The sequence below is a fragment of the Corynebacterium sp. DNF00584 genome (assembly GCF_001552965.1).
GTDB lineage: Bacteria > Actinomycetota > Actinomycetes > Mycobacteriales > Mycobacteriaceae > Corynebacterium > Corynebacterium phoceense.
The window spans coordinates 125,068-141,767 of the sequence record NZ_KQ959732.1; the positions used below are offsets into that span (position 1 = coordinate 125,068).

Genomic DNA, 16,700 nt, shown 5'->3' on the forward strand with positions numbered 1-16,700 from the left:
GGCGATGAGGGGCATCGGCAAGCTACTCGGCGCCGCCGGTGGCGACCTGCTCGGGGTCCTGCTGAGTGCGCAGTTCGTCAAGACGCTTGAAGAAGCTGTCCGTGATGGCGACGGAGGTCTCGGAACCGCCGCCGAGGACGACGAGGGTGGCAAAGGCAATGTCATCATCGCGGAAGCCGGTGAACCACGCGTGGGAACCGCCGTTGATTTCGGCCTCACCGGTCTTGCCATAGATGGTGCCGCCAGCGCCCATGCCGCGTGCGGTACCGGACGTGACCGTGGCGCGCATGAGGGTGCGAAGGTTGTCGATGACGACGGGTGACGGGCCATCGGGGTTCTCCGAGACGGTCGTCTTCTGCCCCGCGATGAGGGTCGGAGTGGGACGCACGCCTGCGGCGACGGTGGACGAAGCCAGAACCATGCCGAAGGGGCTCACGAGGTCCGCGCCCTGGCCGTAGCCGGCTTCGGTGCGCTCCAGTGGAGTCTCTCCCTCGGGGATGGAGCCGGTAATCGTGGTCAATCCAGGAATGTCGTAGTCGAGGCCCAGACCGAAGCGGGAGCCTTCCTCCTTGAGTTCGCCCTCACCGAGGTCGGTCGAGATGTTTGCGAAGGTCGTGTTGCAGGACTGTGCAAAGGCTTCTTCGAGCGAGACGCTGCCCAGGGAGAAGCCGTTATAGTTCGTGACGGTGCGGCCGTAGATATCCATCGTGCCGGGGCACGGGACGATAGTGCCGGAGTTGAGGCCTTGCTTGTCCACGCCAGCGGAGGCGGTGATGATCTTGAACACGGAGCCGGGCGGGAACTGACCGGACAGGGCCAGGTCGCCTTTCTTATCGGCGGCATCGGTCTGCGCGACGGCGAGGATTTCGCCGGTGGAGGGACGCATGGCGACAAGCATGGCCTCGGAGTCCGCGCGGAGATCCACGGCTTGCTCCGCGGCGCGCTGGACGTTGTAATCAATACCCACGCGGATGGCGGGCGACGGGGTGGCGTCGTGGAATTCGACGTCGCTGAGTGAAGCGCCGTTCTCGTTAACGACGGCGATGCGCCAGCCATTCGTGCCGTCCAGCTTGTCCGCGACGATGGAACGCACACGGGACATGATGTCGGTGGCAAAGCCCGTCTCTTTGGTGATGAGCGCCGGCTCTTCATTGAAGCGGACTCCGGGAAGGTTGGCGCCTTGGATGGCGTTGCGGTCTCCCTCGTTGTAGAGACCCACGGAGTAGGTCTCCCCTGCCTCTTCAAGGTTCGTGGCGAGCTCGCCCGCGTCCTGGTTGACGAGGGGCGCGAGCTGGCCCGCGAGCGCGCGCATATCGCCGGAGGAGGTGTCGACGAGAAGGCGGTATTGAACGCCCGGGCTCATAAGCTCGACGCCGTCGGAACTCACGACGGAGGCTCGGTCGGCGACAACGGGGCGCAGCTCGAGGTGCTGGTGGGCGCCGAGCTTGGGGTGCAGCGCCGTGGATTCCCAATTAACGGTCCACGTTTTATCGACCTTGGTGAGTACGGCCTTGGCGTCGTAGGTGAGTTCGCGGTCCTTGGGCAGGTCCCACGTCACGGAGTAGTTGGCGGTAGCGACGGAGTCTCGTTGGTCGATAGAGGTGAGCTCAACGTCGAGGCCCTCGGCTTGGAGGCCGGAGTACGTTTCCCCGTACTGTTCCGCGGCAATGTCAGGGTCGTCGACGACGCTTTTGAGTGCGTCGACGTCGTGGTTTTCAAGCGCCGCAATGAAGTCCTCAGCGACCGGATCCGCCGCGACCGGTTTGGGCGTACACGCAGCCAGCGAGGTGCCCATAATCCCCGCTACGCAAAGAAAAGCCGCCGTCCGTTTCATGTCTTTCAACACTACTGGGACGGCGGCACAACGCGGGTTAGGCGCGCGGTTTAGCGGGTAACGCGAACCTCGGCCTTGGCGCCTTCGACGGCCTCAAGGCCCTGCTCATCGGCAATGCGCATGGCTTCTTCGATGAGGGTTTCCACAATCTGGGACTCAGGTACGGTCTTGACCACTTCGCCCTTGACGAAGATCTGGCCCTTGCCGTTGCCAGAAGCAACACCAAGGTCAGCGTCGCGGGCCTCGCCCGGACCGTTGACGACGCAGCCCATGACGGCCACGCGGATGGGGAACTCCATGCCCTCGAGGCCAGCGGTGACTTCCTCGGCGAGCTTGTACACGTCGACCTGGGCGCGGCCGCAGGACGGGCAAGAGACGATCTCCAGCTTGCGCGGGCGCAGGTTGAGCGACTGCAGGATCTGGTCACCGACCTTAATCTCCTCGACCGGGTCTGCGGACAGGGAGACGCGGATGGTGTCGCCGATGCCCTGCGAGAGCAGAGCGCCGAAGGCGACGGAGGACTTGATGGTGCCCATGAACTTCGGGCCAGCCTCGGTCACGCCGAGGTGGAGCGGGTAGTCCGTCTTCTCTGCGAGCTGGCGGTAGGCCTCGACCATGAGGACCGGATCCGAGTGCTTGACGGAGATGGCCAGATCGCCAAAGCCGTGCTCCTCGAACAGGCCAGCCTCCCAGATGGCGGACTCGACGAGGGCCTCCGGGGTGGCCTTGCCGTACTTTTCGAGCAGGCGCTTGTCCAGGGAGCCACCGTTGACGCCGATGCGGATCGGGATACCAGCGTCAGAAGCCGCCTTAGCGACCTCCTTAACGCGGCCGTCGAACTCCTTGATGTTGCCCGGGTTAACGCGGATAGCAGCGCAGCCAGCGTCGATAGCCTGGAAGATGTACTTCGGCTGGAAGTGGATGTCCGCAATGACCGGGATGGGCGACTTCTTCGCGATGGCTGGCAGAGCGTCCGCGTCCACGGTCTTCGGGCAGGCGACGCGCACGATATCACAGCCGGAAGCCGTGAGCTGAGCGATCTGCTGGAGGGTCGCATTGACGTCATGAGTCTTGGTGGTTGTCATCGACTGCACCGAGATCGGGTGCTCGGAGCCAACGCCCACGGGGCCGACGAAGAGCTGACGCGTTTTACGACGCGGCGCCAAAGTCGGGGCAGGTCCGTCCGGCATTCCGAGTCCGATGGGGGTTGACATACGTTCTCCTATTTATTGGAAAAAAGATGGGTACACGGGGTTTAGATGCAAACCACTCTACGCTATCCATACAGTCTAATGACTATGGCAAATGGGCAGAGCTGGAGGTTCTGAGTTTCACCATCGGTGCAGTCAGTGACACGTCCTACACCACGTGGCGTTTAGCCAAAGAGACGAATCGGGTTCACCACATCCGCGATGATGACGAGCGCGCCGAAGGTCATGAGAATGGCCGCCATGACGTAGGTGACCGGCATGAGGCGCGTGTAGTCGGCCGGACCCTTGGCTGCCAGGCCGCGGGCGCGGCGCAGGGCGTCGCGGATTTTCTCGTACGCGATCACCGCAATGTGGCCGCCGTCGAAGGGCGGCAACGGGATGAGGTTAAACAGCGCAAGGAAGTAGTTGAGCGAGGCCAGCATCATGAAGAAGGAGGACCACAGGCTATTCTCCACGAGCTCGCCGCCCACGCGGGAGGCACCGACGACGGACATGGGCGAATCATCGGCGCGGTTGTGGCCGAAGATGGACGCGACGATGCCGGGGACCTTCTCCGGCATGTGGATGATGGCGTCGACGGTGGACTTGGCCAGGTACCACGAGTAATCCGCGGTCGCCGGGACAGCGGTGGCTGCATTGTATTTCTTGACGATATCGAGCGGCGCGTTGGTGAGACCGATGGAGCCGGCCTCGACCGTCTGCCCGTCCGTGGTGAGACGCTTGACGGTGTCGAGGTGGACTTCAAAGTCGCGGGGCTGGCCGTCGCGTTCGACGGTGAGCGTGACGGTCTCCCCCGGCTTGGCGATGACCGCCTCGCGCAGTGCGTTGAAGTCCGCAAGCTCCTCACCGTCGAGGGCGACGATGATATCGCCGGGCTCAACGCCGGCCGCGCCGGCAGGACCGGTGCCGGTGCAGTCTTCGTAGGTGCTTTCGTCGATCTGGTCGGCGGAGCACACCACCTCGCCGACTTTGGGACGCACGTCCGCGTGGACGTCGGGCAGGCCTGTGGTCACGGCGACGCAGAAAAGAATAGAGAAGCCCAGCACGATGTTGACGAGGATGCCGGCGGCCATGACGAGGACGCGCTGCCAGGCTGGCTTCTTGTACATCGCATACGGCTCTTCCTCGTCGGTGAGGAATTCGTCGTTGGCGGTCATGCCCGCGATGTCGCAAAAGCCGCCCACGGGCAGGGCCGCGAATCCGTACTCGGTGCGGCCTTTCTTCTTCGCCCATATCTTGGGGCCGAAACCGATGTAGTAGCGGCGTACCCACATGCCAAACGAACGGGCGGTGAGCATATGGCCCGCCTCGTGCAGGGCGATGGTGATGCCGATGCCTAGGGCGAAGAGAAGAATGCCCAGAATATAGGCCATAGGTGAAGTGTCCTAGCGTGCGATCTGTTCAATTCGCGCGTCCGCCTTGGCGCGCGCCTCGCGCTCCACGGCGAGGATGTCATCGACGCTAGAGAGTACACCAGCCAACTGAGAATACTGGCCCATCACGTGCGCGACTGTGTCCACTATCTCTGGGAAGTGGATGCGACCAGCAAGGAAGGCGGCGGCGGCCTGCTCGTTCGCCGCGTTGTAGACCACGCCTGAGCTGTTTTGTGCGGCCTCGCGGGCGAGCTGGACGGCCGGGAAGGCGGCATCGTCAAGCGGCTCAAAGTGCCAGTCCAAAACCTGGCTGAAGTCGAGCTGCGGTTGCGCGTCCGGCACACGTCGCGGCCAGTAGAGCGCGTGGGAAATGGGAAGCTTCATCGACGGCGGAGAGGCCTGCGCGATGGTGGCGCCGTCCACAAACGTCGCCATGGAATGAATGATGGACTGCGGGTGGACGGTGACGTCAATGCGCTCGGGCTCGATGTCGAAGAGCAGGGTGGCCTCGATGAGCTCCAGGCCCTTATTGATCATCGTCGCGGAGTTCAGCGTATTCATCTGCCCCATGGACCACGTGGGGTGCTTCGCGGCCTGCTCAGGCGTGACGTCCCACATCTGCTCGCGGGTCCAGCCACGGAAGGGGCCTCCCGATGCCGTCAGCACCAGCTTGTCGAGTTCGCCACGCTCGCCGGAGCGCAGGCACTGCGCCATGGCGGAGTGCTCCGAGTCCACCGGAATAATCTGGCCCGGCTTGGCCAGGTTGATGGCCAGCTTTCCGCCGGCGACGAGGGATTCCTTGTTGGCGAGGGCGAGGTACTCCCCCATCTCGATGGTCGCGAGGGTGGCTGCAAGCCCCATGGAGCCCACGAGTCCGTTGAGGACCGTGTCGGCTTCCACCTCACGGGTGAGCCGCTCCGCGGCGTCTGGCCCCTCGAGGACCGCGCCGCCAAGAGCCACGCTCACCTTATCCGCGGCGTGCGTGTTGGCGACGGCGACGTGGTTAGCCGAAAGGTTGAGGGCCTTCGCCTGATCGATGACGAGGTCCGGGTGTCCGCCGCCAGCCGCGATGCCGACGACGACAAACTTATCGGGATTATCCGCGATGACTTCCAAAGCCTGGGTGCCAATGGAACCTGTGGAGCCGAGGATAAGGACGCGTTGTGCAGTCTCTGGCGCATGCTGCGCTGCAATGTCGGGATGAGTCACGAGCCCCTACTGTAGTAGGTCGCTCGGGACGCCCCTCCACCCACGCGGGTGTGACGTAGTTTACTTCCTCGCGTGGAGCTCGAAATCTCGGGGGTAAGTGCCACGTTCCGGCGGGCCATGGACTATTCTATTGGGGACAAATAGGCACGTACACGCGAAGGAGAACAAGTGTCTTCCCACAAAGTGACCTCTGAGGTCTACAACGGCGTTTCCACCGACGACGTCCCGTCTGCAGCGTTCGGCTGGTCCAAGACCCCGCGCAGCGGCATCCAGATTGCCGGTTGGTTCTCCGTCTTCATGCTCTTGATGTTCAACTTCGGTAACCACAAGGGCCACGTGGAGACCATCTTCCTTATTCTTTTGGCTGTCGTTATTGCGCTTCTGCTGCTCATCCACCTCTTCCAGCCGAAGCTCGCCAACGTGCGAACCCTTACCGCCCGCAACCAGCCGCTCGGCCACGCCGAGCCGGAGTGGGCATACGAACAGAAGACCCTGGGCCACACCTACGCCGAGCTGACCGATGATGAGCTTCGTGCCCTCAACATCGACCCGGCCCGCGTAACCCACCTGCGCGCCGTTACCGAGGGCAAGCACGCCGCTCACTAAGCGCTGCTGCTTCTCACGGCTTTAAGCCTCCGCCTGGTGCGGAGGCTTTCGTTGTTTTCGCGCTACGTACTCTGCGTGACCGCCCCCTCTCCCCACGACGTGCACATGAGGTGCATTGAGGTCAAGTCCTGGGGAGTCAAGAAATTGCGCGTCGTGGTGGTCCACCTTGGCCATCGCAAGAACTTCTATTCTGGATTTTCACCTTCAGCCGAAGGCTATTCGCCGTTGCGCTATCACGACACGTACGTGCGCACCTTCGCATAGATCTCCGGCATCTGAGCGTCGACGCGGCGGGAGGCCAGCCACAGCGCAAGGACGTAGATGGCGGCGGGGACGACGAGTCCGACGGCGGCGCCAGCGAACTTGAGACCGGAGTCGGCGCCGAGGATCACCATGATGATGCCCGGAGCGGCGGGTAGCCAACCGAAGAAGAAGCACACGATTGCAGCGATGAAGGCACCGGCGGAGTATCCGGACTTATCCGTCCATGGGTTGGTGCCGGGCGGAGAGACGGGATACGGGTTGAACGCGGAGAGCAGCGCGGCGAAGCTGCCGGAGGAGAGCACCATGCCCACGGCAAGGGCTGCTATGCAGGCGGCGAAGGCGCGGTCCGGTGCCAGGAGGAGAAGGACGACCGCGCCGAGCGCGATGACCACGGCGGTGGTTGTGAGGTGCGCCCAGTGCCGCGCGCGGAAGAGGACCGAGGCGCGCACGGGGGCGAGCATCTTCACCCACAGGGAAGGTCCGTCGTAACCACAGTCGTTGATGGCCACGATGCCGCCGAGAACACCCAGGTAGCCCACGAAGAAGTACCCGAGGACCTCCTCGCCGCGCCAGAGCTGGTACAAGGCGAAGGCGAGGAAGACGGGCAGCATGACGAGCGTCATGGTGAGCCGCGAGTCGCGGAAGAAGTAGCGCAGGGAACGAGAGTACTCCATCCACGCGGGGCTGCGGTAGGCCAGACCGCCGAGCGAAAGGGCCGTGACACCCTCGGCGCGTGGGGCGGCGCTCGGGGCGTTGCCGTGGACGGGGCTTTCGAAGGTTTGGCGCGTGGTGAGGTCCCAGCCCCAGGCGAGGAGGGCGAGGGTCACCAGGCCGATGAGCAGCTGCGCCAGCGCCGGGGCGAGGGCACCGTCGGCCAGCGAGGCCACCCATCCGGTGAGCGCGGACAGCGGCGTCCAGGCGAGGACCCCGCCCACGGTGCCCAGCGGCACGATGTTGTTCAGGATGCCCTGCAGGTTCGTGAAGATGAAGAGGAGCGCCACGCCGCCCAGGCCCATGACGAGGTTCGCCTTGTCCTTGCTCAACGCGGCCGAGCCGAGGGCGCCCACGAGGTCTGCGGCAAAGACTGTGAGCGCGAGCGAGAACGCCATGGAGACTACGAACGCGGCCGCGAGCAGGGGACGGCCGTGCGTGGTGAGAAAGACCGCGCCGCCCACGGCGAAGATGACAGTGAAGAGGGTCGCGATGATGGAGCGGGTGGTGAGAAACAGGGACCACGCGAGCGCGGGGCGTACCTCGCGGTAACTCAGCGGGAAAGTCCCCAGTTCGGCAGGGGTGAGCTGCTTCTCCCCCGCCGGCATCATGACGGACAGCAGAATATACATGGCGACGCCGAGACCGTTGATGACGGTGAGGACGTGAAAGCTGTGGGTAGCATCGGCAAAATCCATGTAGCCCGCCAGGCTGAGCGAGACCAGGCCGAGAAGTCCGTAAAACCCGATGAGGAAGGCCAGGATGAACTGCTGCGGGTTGGAGTGCAGCGCGCGGGTCCACAATGTGCGGTGAAGTGTGATGAGGGTGCGGGTCATCGCGAGCCCTCCCCCAGCCAGTCGAGCGAGGCCTCGTCGAAGTCGCCGCCACCCACGAGGTCCACGAAGACGTCGGTGAGGCTGCGCCCGTCGCGCACCTCGTCCACGTGACCGGACGCGACGACGCGACCTTGGTCGATGATCGCCACGTGATCACACAGTCCCTCCACGAGGCTCATGACGTGGGAAGATAACACGACGGTGCCACCGCGTGCAGCAAAGGAACGCAGCATCTGTTGGATAAGGCGTCCGGAGACAGGGTCAACGGCCTCGAGCGGCTCGTCCAGGACGAGCACCTCCGGCGAATGGAGCAGTGCGCCGGCGAGCAAGATCTTCTTCGTCATGCCGGCCGAGTAATCGGCGATGGGCTTGGAGGCGGCATCGGAAAGCCCGAGAGCCTGGAGGAGCTGCGCGGCGCGGCGGGTGGACTCCTCCTCCGGGAGGCGGCGCAGAGCGCCCAAGTAGTAGAGATATTCCGCGCCGGTAAGCCGGTCGAAGACGGGAGCGCCGTCCATGAGCAAGCCGACGGCGGCCTTGGCGGGCAGTGGATCCTCCCAGACGGAGTGCCCCGCGATAAAGGACGCGCCGTGGTCCGGGCGCAACAAGCCGCACGCCATGGTGAGCATGGTGGTCTTTCCTGCGCCGTTGGGCCCCACCACGCCGTACATGGCGCCGCGGGGGACGTCGAGGCTCAAGCCTTGGACAGCGGGGCGGCCGTCAAAGGCCTTGGCGAGGTCGCGCACCGCAAAGGCGCACTCGCGCGGGTCGGGTACTAAAGCAGAAAGGTGTGGAGACGTCATGTCTCCACACCTTAACTAAAAATGGTCTGCTTTACGCGGACTCGCGCTCGTCGGCGGCGAGCTGGCCGCAGGCCGCGGCGATCTCGTCGCCCTTGGTGTCGCGCACCGTGCACGGCACGCCCTGCGCGATGACCCGGCGGACGAACTCGTCCTGGCGGGCCTTCGGTGCTGCGTCCCATTCGGAACCCGGGGTCGGGTTAAGCGGAATGACGTTGACGTGGACCTTGGAGCCCAGCGCCTGGTGCAGCTTGCGGCCGAGCATGTCCGCGCGGAAGCCCTGGTCATTCTTATCGCGGATGAGCGCGTATTCAATGGAGACGCGGCGGCCTGACTTGTCGGCGTAGTAACGCGCGGCGTCGAGGACCTCGGAGACCGGCCAGCGGTTGTTCACCGGCACGAGGCTATCGCGCAGCTCATCATCCGGCGTGTGGAGCGAGACAGCCAGGGTGCAGGCCAGCCCCTCGTCCGCGAACTTGCGGATGGCCGGCGCCAGACCCACCGTGGACACGGTGACGTTGCGCTGGGAGAGGCCAAAGCCTTCGCCGTCCTGGCCGGTGATCTGGCGTACCGCGTGCATCACGCGCTTGTAGTTGGCCAGCGGCTCGCCCATGCCCATGAACACGACGTTGGACAGGCGACCGCCCTCGGCCTCCATCTGCGCGGACGCGTTACGGAATTGCTCCACGATCTCCGCGGTGGACAGGTTGCGGTCGAGGCCGCCCTGGCCGGTGGCACAGAACGGGCAGGCCATGCCGCAGCCCGCCTGGGACGAAATGCACAGGGTGGCGCGGCCCGGGTAGCGCATAAGCACGGACTCGAGCAGCGTGCCATCGTGGAGGCGCCACAGGGACTTCGTGGTCGAGCCATCGTCCGTCGAGGTCTGGCGGATGGGCGTCATGAGTTCCGGAAAGAGGGCTTCCTGCACGGCCGCACGCTTCTCGGCCGGGATATCCGTCATCTTCTCAACGTCGTTGGTGAGGTGCTGGTAGTAATGCTTCGCCAGCTGCTTGGCGCGGAACTTGGGCAGTCCCAGCTCGGCGAGCTTCGCAACGCGCTCGTCGACAGTAAAGTCCGCAAAGTGCTTCGGCGGCAAGCCACGCCGCGGGGCGGAGAAATTCAGTTTCAAAGGTTCAGCCATGGTGCTCGCTATTGTCCCACTCTCGGCGCTCAACGGCTAATTAAAAGGAACCTAAAGTGATGAAGTCAACGCCGTGCCGGTATCTTGGTATCCATGACTTCCAAGGACCCCCGTAACGTTCAGCCCGACCCCTCCGCTGAGCTTGCCGATGCCCCCTCCGCTACGCCCGACTCCACCCCAGCGTCTGCTCCCGCTCCGGTTCCTGCCGCTCAGGACTCGTTCTCTGCCGAGGACCGCGTCGCCTTCGCCGAGTTTCAAAAGGAGCAGTCCAAGGTGAAGGGGTCCTTTGCTGCCAGCACGTGGGCCGCGCTCATCGTGGGCTTCCTGCTGCTAATTCTGCTCATCATCTTTATCTTGCAGAATCAGCAGCCGGCCGAGCTCAACTTCTTCAATTGGTCCGGCCAGCTGCCCGCAGGCATCGCGTTCCTCATCTTCGCCATCGCCGGCGCGCTCATCATGGCGCTTGTGGGCGGCTGGCGCATGTTCGAGCTGCGCCGCCAGGTGCGCAAGCAGGCCCAGCGCCACTAACGCTTCACCGCATAATGAAAAGCCGCGTCCTCGTGGACGCGGCTTTTGTGTGCGTGGTGACTACGGCAACGGCACGAAGCCGGTGGCGAGGGCGTTCATCGCCACCCAGGTCACCATGGCCGACGGCAACATGCCGTCGAGGCGGTCCATGAGTCCGCCGTGGCCGGGCAGGATATGCGACATGTCCTTGATGCCCAGCTCGCGCTTAAATTGGGATTCCACGAGATCGCCCAGCGTCGCGCAAAAGACGAGCAGCAAGCCCATGATGGCGCCGACCCAGGCGTCGTGATGGAGCAAGAGCTTCACCGCCAGCGCGCCGGTGAGCGTGCCAAAGACGATGGAGCCCACGAAGCCCTCCCAGGACTTCTTCGGCGAGACAGCCGGGGCCATGGGATGCGAGCCGAACATAACGCCAGCGACGTAACCACCGGTATCGGACGCGACGACGCAGAGCATAAAGACGATAATCGACGCGGCACCCGAGGCCAATGGCGTATCGATGTACGACAACATCGCCGCGAACGAGCCGAAGAGTGGAATCCACGTGAGTACGAACAACCCGACGGACATATCGCGCAGGTAGTTAATGGGCGGACGGTGCCGACCGTTGTGGAAGAGTCGGCCAAACATGAGCGCCAGGACGCTCAACACGTAGACCGCCACGAGGCCTGACGCCCCTGCCACCCACGAGGCCCAAATCATGGCCTGGCACAAAACGATCAGCAACGTGCGCGGCACTTGGTAGGAATGCTCACGCAGTCGCGTGGTGACCTCCCACATGGAAAATCCCAGCGCGGCCGCCACCACGATATACCACGCGAGCGGACCCGCCCACACGGCAAAGACGACGAGTGCGCCCAACCCCACGCCCACGCCGATGGCTGCCGGTAGGTTGCGGCCGGCGCCATTCTTCGGCTTAGGCAGGTGGCGATTCTGGGAGGCGGTATCGGGCACGACCAGACATCCTTTCGCGGGGTAGGGCATGAAACGAGCCGCCGAAGCGTGAATGCGTCCGACGGCTTGTTGTGTACATGTGGTGCGGAGGGTCTAGACCTCCATCAACTCGTCTTCCTTAGCGGCGACGAGCTTGTCCACCTGGTCGATGTAGGAGGCGGTGATCTTCTCCATCTCCTTTTCTGCGGCGACGACCTCGTCCTCGCCCGCGTCGCCGTCCTTCTGCAGCTTCTTCAGCTGCTCCATGGCCTTGCGGCGCAGGTTACGGATGGCCACCTTGCCATCCTCGCCCTTGGACTTGGCGAGCTTGACCATGTCACGGCGACGCTCCTCGGTCAGCTGCGGAATGGTCACACGCAGAACCTGACCGTCGTTGGTCGGGTTGACGCCCAGGTCCGAGTTACGGATAGCGTTCTCGATCTCGTTCATCATGGACTGCTCGTAGGGCTTGATGAGCAGCATGCGTGGCTCCGGAACCGAGATGGTCGCCATCTGGGTAATGGGGGTCATCACGCCGTAGTACTCGGCCACGAGACCGTTGAACATGGCCGGGTTGGCACGGCCTGTGCGGATGGTCACCAACTGCTCGCGGGTGTGCTCCACCGAGGCGGTCATGTGCTCTTCGGCGTCGAGCTGAATCTCATCAATCATGAGGAAGAATGTTCCTTCTGTGTGTCGTAGGTGCTGGGTAGAAAATCTAGCAGGTTTTTCGCCGCTTGCGGGTCATATTCCCCGGCGGGGCTTACTTCGACTGAACGAGGGTACCGATAGGCTCGCCCTTGACGGCGCGCTCGATATTGCCCTCAGTGAGCAGGTTGAAGACCAGGATGGGCATGTTGTTGTCCATGCACAGGCTAAACGCGGTGGCGTCTGCAACCTTCAGGCCCTTCTCGATGACCTCGCGCGGCGTGATTTCCGTGTAGAGCTCCGCGTCCGGGTTGGTGCGCGGGTCGTCCGAATAGACACCGTCCACGGCCTTGGCGAGGAAAAGGACCTCGGCGCCAATCTCCAAGGCACGCTGTGCCGCGGTCGTGTCCGTGGAGAAGTACGGCATACCCATGCCAGCGCCGAAGATAACCACGCGGCCCTTCTCCAGGTGGCGGTCAGCGCGCAGCGGCAGGTACGGCTCCGCGATCTGCGCCATGTTGATGGCGGTCTGCACGCGGCAATCCACGCCCTGCTGCTGCAGGAAGTCCTGGAGGGCCAGGCAGTTCATAACGGTGCCGAGCATGCCCATGTAGTCCGAGCGCGCACGGTCCATGCCGCGCTGGGAGAGCTCCGCGCCACGGAAGAAGTTGCCGCCACCGATGACCACGGCGACCTCGGTACCCTGCTTGGAAATGTCCGCGATCTGGCGGGCGACGTTTTCGACGACGTCCGGATCGATGCCGACCTTGCCGCCGCCAAACATTTCACCACCCAGCTTGAGCATCACTCGCTTGTACGCAGTTCGCTTGGAATCCGGGGTAGTCACCTGGAGACGTCCTTCCACTTAAAGGGGCACAATTTTCTCCGACCATCTTACCTGTTAGGACGCCCCGCTACCTAACACCGCGCCTCGCCGGCGGCACGCAAAAGCCCACGTCCCCGCGGAAGCGGAGCGTGGGCTGATTTTCGAGCGAAAGCTCGCCCTCACGCAGCAGCAGTAACCCTGCCGCGGGAGTGAGACTTAGGCACCGATCTCGAAACGCTTGAAGGCGGTGATGGTGGTGCCAGCCTCGTCAAGAACCTGCTTGACGGTCTTCTTGTGGTCCTCCAGTGCGGCCTGCTCGAGCAGGACAACGTTCTTGAAGAAGCCACCCAGGCGGCCTTCCACGATCTTCGGGATAGCCTTCTCCGGCTTACCCTCTTCGCGGGTGGTGGCCTCAGCGATTTCGCGCTCCTTCTCGACGACCTCAGCCGGAACCTCTTCGCGGGTGAGGTACTCAGCCTTCATCGCGGCGATCTGCAGAGCAGCCTGGTGTGCGGCCTCAGCGTTGCCCTCGTAGGCAACGAGAACGCCCACTGCCGGCGGCAGGTCTGCGGAACGCTGGTGGAGGTAGACGGCGACGTTGTCGCCCTCGATGGTGGCAGCGCGGGCAGCCTGCAGCTTCTCACCGGTCTTTGCGGACTCTTCGGTCACAATGTCGGCGACGGTCTTGCCGTCGATCTCGAGAGCATTGAGCTCCTCAGCGGAGTTGACCTTAGCCTCGCCTGCGGCCTCAGCGATCTTGGCTGCGAAGGACTTGAAGGCGTCGTTCTTTGCCACGAAGTCGGTCTCGCAGTTGATCTCGACCATGGTGTTGCCGGAGACGGCGATGAGCCCCTCAGAAGCCTCGCGGTCCGCACGCTTGGAGACGGACTTTGCGCCCTTGATGCGCAGGATCTCAACAGCCTTGTCGTAGTCGCCGTTGGACTCTTCCAGGGCCTTCTTGCAATCGAGCATGCCAGAGCCGGTAGCTTCGCGCAGGGCCTTGACGTCTGCAGCAGTGTAGTTCGCCATAGTTGGGGCGATCCTCCTTGTTGATCAAACAATGTTCGTTGAAACAGCGTAGTCGACGCACGCGCCGCGCGCCGCTCTAGGGGGCTAGAAAAATGCCCCCGCGCCGTCGAAATACCGTGCCACGGCTCCACACGCGCGCGATGCACGTGAGACACGTCGTGTCACGACAAACCCCCGTGGCCTTAGTCGGCACAACGGGGGTTTAAAAGTCAGCCACAGAAATTAATCTGTATTACTCAGCGGACTCGGCAGAAGCCGGGTCGGATGCAGCAGCGGCCTCAGCCGCGTCGCGCTGCTCCTTTTCTGCGGAGTCGCCAGCGGCTTCCTTGGCAGCGGCAAGCTGGCGCTCTTCGCGAGCCTTCTTGCCCTCTTCCACAGCGGTGGAGATGATGCCGGTGAGCAGCTTGGTGGCGCGGATGGCGTCGTCGTTGCCCGGGATCGGGAAGTTGACCTCGTCCGGATCGCAGTTGGTGTCGAGGATGGCAACAACCGGGATGTTGAGCTTGTGAGCTTCCTTGACCGCGATGTGCTCCTTGTTGGTGTCAACAATCCACAGGGCGGACGGAGCCTTGGACATGTCAGAGATGCCGCCCAGGACGCGCTCCAGCTTGGTGCGCTCGCGGGTGAGCATGAGAACTTCCTTCTTGGTGCGGCCCTTGTAGCCGTCCTCAGCGGCGTCCATGGCCTGAAGCTCCTTCATGCGCTTCAGACGCTTGGACACGGTCTGGAAGTTGGTGAGCATGCCGCCCAGCCAGCGGTGGTTGACGTACGGCATACCCACGCGGGTAGCTTCCTCAGCCACGGCTTCCTGAGCCTGCTTCTTCGTACCCACGAACAGGATGGTGCCGCCGTGTGCGACGGTCTCCTTGACGAACTCGAAAGCCTCGTCAATGTAAGTCAGCGTCTGCTGCAGGTCGATGATGTAGATGCCATTACGGTCAGTGAAGATGAAACGACGCATCTTCGGATTCCAGCGACGGGTCTGGTGACCGAAGTGGACACCGGCGTCGAGGAGCTCGCGCATGGTTACAACTGCCATGATTCGCTCGCTTTCTATTTTCTTTAGGTTTTCCAATACGTGTTGTGCGGGCTTTTATCCCACACCCTGGCTGCAAGTCCTAGCTGTCAACACCCAAGTCATGAACAGATTCGGGACCACGTTGACTGCGTCATTGTTCTTGCCGCGCGTAGTCAATGAGTCCAAAGGACACACTGCTGCCGGATAGCTTATATGCTTCGCCACGCTTTGCCAAAACGGCGCGCACGCGAACTGCCTGCAAAATCCCACCAACACAACCTAGCGCTCTGCCCCAAAATCCGGCATGGTGGAGACCATGAAACTCTCTCGCCTCATTTTTAGTTCTCTCCTTATTACTGCAACCACTTTCGCCACAGGCGCTACGCTTCCGGCCGCCGCCGCACCATCGCCCACCGCCGCGCAGCCCTCCGCCCGCGGCTATTCGCCACCCGTTCCACTCCGCGTTATCCGCGCCTTCGATAATCCGGACCACAATTGGCTGCCGGGACACCGCGGCGTCGATCTTGCGGCAGACGTTGGCCAGCCCATTGCCGCCGCGGGCCCCGGGACCGTCGCCTTCGCAGGCGTTGTCGCCGGCACCCCGTCGGTTTCCGTCGAGCACGCGGACGGACTGCGCACCACTTACTCCCCCGTCTACGCCCACGTCCAGGTCGGGCAGACAGTCGCCGCCGGAGACGTACTCGGCACGCTCGCGCCTACCTTCGACGGCTATCCCGGCCTGCATTGGGGCGCACTCGACGGCCCGGATTCTTATCTCAATCCACTCGAGCTTCTTGATGCCCCCACGATCCGCCTGAAGCCCGTCTAGGTCTGCGTCCTTAAGCCCGCGGGTGCGCCTGCTCGTAAATCTTCTTCAGGCGTGCCGCGGAGACGTGGGTATAGACCTGCGTTGTCTGGAGCGAGGCGTGTCCCAGCACTTCCTGGACCACGCGGAGGTCGGCGCCGCCCTCGAGCAGGTGTGTCGCCGCCGAGTGCCGCAGCCCGTGTGGTGTTAGTCCCGTCGTCCCGGTGACCTGGCTGGCGCGCTCCACAACGCGGCGCACCTGACGCTGGTCGATCCTCTTGCCGCGCGTGCCGAGAAAAAGCGCGTTCTCGTCTGCTGCGGGTGGAAACTCGCCGCGCACGTCGAGCCACGCGGCAATCGCGTCTGCGGCGGCATGTCCGAAGGGCACGACGCGTTGCTTATTGCCTTTACCGGTCACGCGCGCGGTGCGGCGTGACAAGTCGACATCACCCGCATTAAGCCCGGTGAGCTCCGCGACGCGCATGCCCGTAGCGTAGAGCAGCTCGAGCATCGCGCTGTCGCGCAGGAAGTGCTTCTCGTCCGGAGACACAGCATTGCCCATAAGCTCCCCTGCCTCGTCCTGGGCGAGAACCTTGGGCAGGTGGCGGCCCACCTTAGGCGTGACGAGCCGCGCGGCGACATCCGCGGCGAGGTAGCCCTCGCGCGCCGCCCACGTGGAGAAAGCACGCGCGGCCGCGGTGCGCCGAGCGAGCGTGGCACGGGACTTCCCCGCCGCCACGGCATCGCCCAGCCACGCACGCAGGGCGTCGAGCGTGAAATGTGCGAAGTCCGGCACGCGCGCGGCCAGGTCGCGCAGATCCGAGCGGTAGCCGCGGATGGTGGCCTCGGATCGGCCGAGCACTAGACGTTGGTACTCGGCAAAATCCTCGATGGCCTGCTCAAGCTGACCGCCCGGCGTGTTACTCATGGG

The 16,700-nt window shown here is 63.7% G+C and carries 16 protein-coding genes; 3 read left to right on the plus strand and 13 right to left on the minus strand.

Annotated elements, in window-relative coordinates; genetic code table 11:
- Positions 1–22 precede the first annotated feature (22 nt).
- The 4 genes from HMPREF0307_RS02885 to dxr all read right to left on the minus strand — a co-directional run bounded on the left by HMPREF0307_RS02885 (position 23) and on the right by dxr (position 5,612).
- Complete coding sequence (locus tag HMPREF0307_RS02885; RefSeq protein ID WP_066486784.1) at positions 23–1,834, minus strand: penicillin-binding transpeptidase domain-containing protein; 1,812 nt, start codon at positions 1,832–1,834, stop codon at positions 23–25.
- Between the two features lie 50 nt (positions 1,835–1,884).
- Positions 1,885–3,048 carry a flavodoxin-dependent (E)-4-hydroxy-3-methylbut-2-enyl-diphosphate synthase gene (ispG, locus tag HMPREF0307_RS02890; RefSeq protein WP_066486788.1) on the minus strand — a complete coding sequence of 388 codons (1,164 nt, stop codon included), beginning with the start codon at positions 3,046–3,048 and terminating at the stop codon, positions 1,885–1,887.
- A gap of 161 nt (positions 3,049–3,209) precedes the next feature.
- A complete protein-coding gene (locus HMPREF0307_RS02895; RefSeq protein ID WP_066486794.1) occupies positions 3,210–4,418 on the minus strand; it encodes a M50 family metallopeptidase in 1,209 nt (402 codons plus the stop codon).
- 12 nt (positions 4,419–4,430) lie between these two features.
- Positions 4,431–5,612, minus strand: coding sequence for a 1-deoxy-D-xylulose-5-phosphate reductoisomerase (gene dxr, locus HMPREF0307_RS02900; RefSeq protein ID WP_066487198.1), 1,182 nt, complete (start codon positions 5,610–5,612; stop codon positions 4,431–4,433).
- A 183-nt stretch (positions 5,613–5,795) separates the two neighbouring features.
- On the opposite strand from dxr, the gene HMPREF0307_RS02905 reads away from it, so the two are divergent.
- A complete protein-coding gene (locus HMPREF0307_RS02905; RefSeq protein ID WP_066486797.1) occupies positions 5,796–6,233 on the plus strand; it encodes a DUF2631 domain-containing protein in 438 nt (145 codons plus the stop codon).
- 233 nt (positions 6,234–6,466) lie between these two features.
- On the opposite strand, the gene HMPREF0307_RS02910 is transcribed toward HMPREF0307_RS02905, so the two are convergent.
- From HMPREF0307_RS02910 to rlmN, 3 genes are read right to left on the minus strand one after another with little or no spacing between them, the layout of a single operon-like run.
- Positions 6,467–8,044 carry a hypothetical protein gene (locus HMPREF0307_RS02910; protein ID WP_066486806.1) on the minus strand — a complete coding sequence of 526 codons (1,578 nt, stop codon included), beginning with the start codon at positions 8,042–8,044 and terminating at the stop codon, positions 6,467–6,469.
- Complete coding sequence (locus HMPREF0307_RS02915; RefSeq protein WP_066486808.1) at positions 8,041–8,844, minus strand: ABC transporter ATP-binding protein; 804 nt, start codon at positions 8,842–8,844, stop codon at positions 8,041–8,043. Before HMPREF0307_RS02915 ends, HMPREF0307_RS02910 begins: the two co-directional genes overlap by 4 nt.
- 31 nt (positions 8,845–8,875) lie before the next feature.
- Positions 8,876–9,982: a dual-specificity RNA methyltransferase RlmN gene (gene rlmN, locus HMPREF0307_RS02920; protein WP_066486812.1), complete on the minus strand. Its 1,107-nt coding sequence runs from the start codon at positions 9,980–9,982 to the stop codon at positions 8,876–8,878.
- Between the two features lie 93 nt (positions 9,983–10,075).
- Between rlmN and HMPREF0307_RS02925 the strand changes: the two genes are divergently transcribed.
- Complete coding sequence (locus HMPREF0307_RS02925) at positions 10,076–10,510, plus strand: LapA family protein (RefSeq protein WP_066486815.1); 435 nt, start codon at positions 10,076–10,078, stop codon at positions 10,508–10,510.
- 60 nt (positions 10,511–10,570) lie between these two features.
- Here HMPREF0307_RS02925 and HMPREF0307_RS02930 read toward each other — a convergent pair whose 3' ends face one another.
- The 5 genes from HMPREF0307_RS02930 to rpsB all read right to left on the minus strand — a co-directional run bounded on the left by HMPREF0307_RS02930 (position 10,571) and on the right by rpsB (position 14,985).
- Positions 10,571–11,464 carry a phosphatidate cytidylyltransferase gene (locus tag HMPREF0307_RS02930; protein WP_181734552.1) on the minus strand — a complete coding sequence of 298 codons (894 nt, stop codon included), beginning with the start codon at positions 11,462–11,464 and terminating at the stop codon, positions 10,571–10,573.
- 93 nt (positions 11,465–11,557) lie between these two features.
- Positions 11,558–12,115, minus strand: a complete 558-nt coding sequence (gene frr / locus HMPREF0307_RS02935) for a ribosome recycling factor (protein WP_066486825.1) — start codon at positions 12,113–12,115, stop codon at positions 11,558–11,560.
- Positions 12,116–12,206: 91 nt separating this feature from the next.
- On the minus strand, positions 12,207–12,896 hold the full coding sequence (pyrH, locus tag HMPREF0307_RS02940; protein WP_066486831.1) for a UMP kinase: 690 nt from the start codon (positions 12,894–12,896) through the stop codon (positions 12,207–12,209).
- Between the two features lie 237 nt (positions 12,897–13,133).
- Positions 13,134–13,946, minus strand: a complete 813-nt coding sequence (gene tsf / locus HMPREF0307_RS02945; protein ID WP_066486835.1) for a translation elongation factor Ts — start codon at positions 13,944–13,946, stop codon at positions 13,134–13,136.
- Between the two features lie 232 nt (positions 13,947–14,178).
- Positions 14,179–14,985 (minus strand): 30S ribosomal protein S2, encoded by an 807-nt coding sequence (rpsB, locus tag HMPREF0307_RS02950; RefSeq protein WP_066486838.1) that lies wholly within the window; start codon positions 14,983–14,985, stop codon positions 14,179–14,181.
- A gap of 295 nt (positions 14,986–15,280) precedes the next feature.
- Between rpsB and HMPREF0307_RS02955 the strand changes: the two genes are divergently transcribed.
- Positions 15,281–15,793 carry a M23 family metallopeptidase gene (locus tag HMPREF0307_RS02955; RefSeq protein ID WP_066487205.1) on the plus strand — a complete coding sequence of 171 codons (513 nt, stop codon included), beginning with the start codon at positions 15,281–15,283 and terminating at the stop codon, positions 15,791–15,793.
- Positions 15,794–15,803: 10 nt separating this feature from the next.
- Here the strand turns inward: HMPREF0307_RS02955 and HMPREF0307_RS02960 are convergent, their stop codons facing one another.
- The gene (locus HMPREF0307_RS02960) at positions 15,804–16,697 is read right to left on the minus strand and encodes a tyrosine recombinase XerC (RefSeq protein ID WP_066486843.1); all 894 of its coding nucleotides are present in this window, start codon (positions 16,695–16,697) and stop codon (positions 15,804–15,806) included.
- Between the last annotated feature and the right edge of the window lie 3 nt (positions 16,698–16,700).

What these genes read in the sequence shown, in the direction of transcription:
- HMPREF0307_RS02885 (WP_066486784.1), bottom strand. Translation starts at nt 1,834, where the DNA reads ATGAAACGGACGGCGGCTTTTCTTTGCGTAGCGGGGATTATGGGCACC.
- ispG (WP_066486788.1), bottom strand. Translation starts at nt 3,048, where the DNA reads ATGTCAACCCCCATCGGACTCGGAATGCCGGACGGACCTGCCCCGACT.
- HMPREF0307_RS02895 (WP_066486794.1), bottom strand. Translation starts at nt 4,418, where the DNA reads ATGGCCTATATTCTGGGCATTCTTCTCTTCGCCCTAGGCATCGGCATC.
- HMPREF0307_RS02910 (WP_066486806.1), bottom strand. Translation starts at nt 8,044, where the DNA reads ATGACCCGCACCCTCATCACACTTCACCGCACATTGTGGACCCGCGCG.
- HMPREF0307_RS02915 (WP_066486808.1), bottom strand. Translation starts at nt 8,844, where the DNA reads ATGACGTCTCCACACCTTTCTGCTTTAGTACCCGACCCGCGCGAGTGC.
- rlmN (WP_066486812.1), bottom strand. Translation starts at nt 9,982, where the DNA reads ATGGCTGAACCTTTGAAACTGAATTTCTCCGCCCCGCGGCGTGGCTTG.
- HMPREF0307_RS02925 (WP_066486815.1), top strand. Translation starts at nt 10,076, where the DNA reads ATGACTTCCAAGGACCCCCGTAACGTTCAGCCCGACCCCTCCGCTGAG.
- frr (WP_066486825.1), bottom strand. Translation starts at nt 12,115, where the DNA reads ATGATTGATGAGATTCAGCTCGACGCCGAAGAGCACATGACCGCCTCG.
- pyrH (WP_066486831.1), bottom strand. Translation starts at nt 12,896, where the DNA reads ATGCTCAAGCTGGGTGGTGAAATGTTTGGCGGCGGCAAGGTCGGCATC.
- tsf (WP_066486835.1), bottom strand. Translation starts at nt 13,946, where the DNA reads ATGGCGAACTACACTGCTGCAGACGTCAAGGCCCTGCGCGAAGCTACC.
- rpsB (WP_066486838.1), bottom strand. Translation starts at nt 14,985, where the DNA reads ATGGCAGTTGTAACCATGCGCGAGCTCCTCGACGCCGGTGTCCACTTC.
- HMPREF0307_RS02955 (WP_066487205.1), top strand. Translation starts at nt 15,281, where the DNA reads ATGAAACTCTCTCGCCTCATTTTTAGTTCTCTCCTTATTACTGCAACC.
- HMPREF0307_RS02960 (WP_066486843.1), bottom strand. Translation starts at nt 16,697, where the DNA reads ATGAGTAACACGCCGGGCGGTCAGCTTGAGCAGGCCATCGAGGATTTT.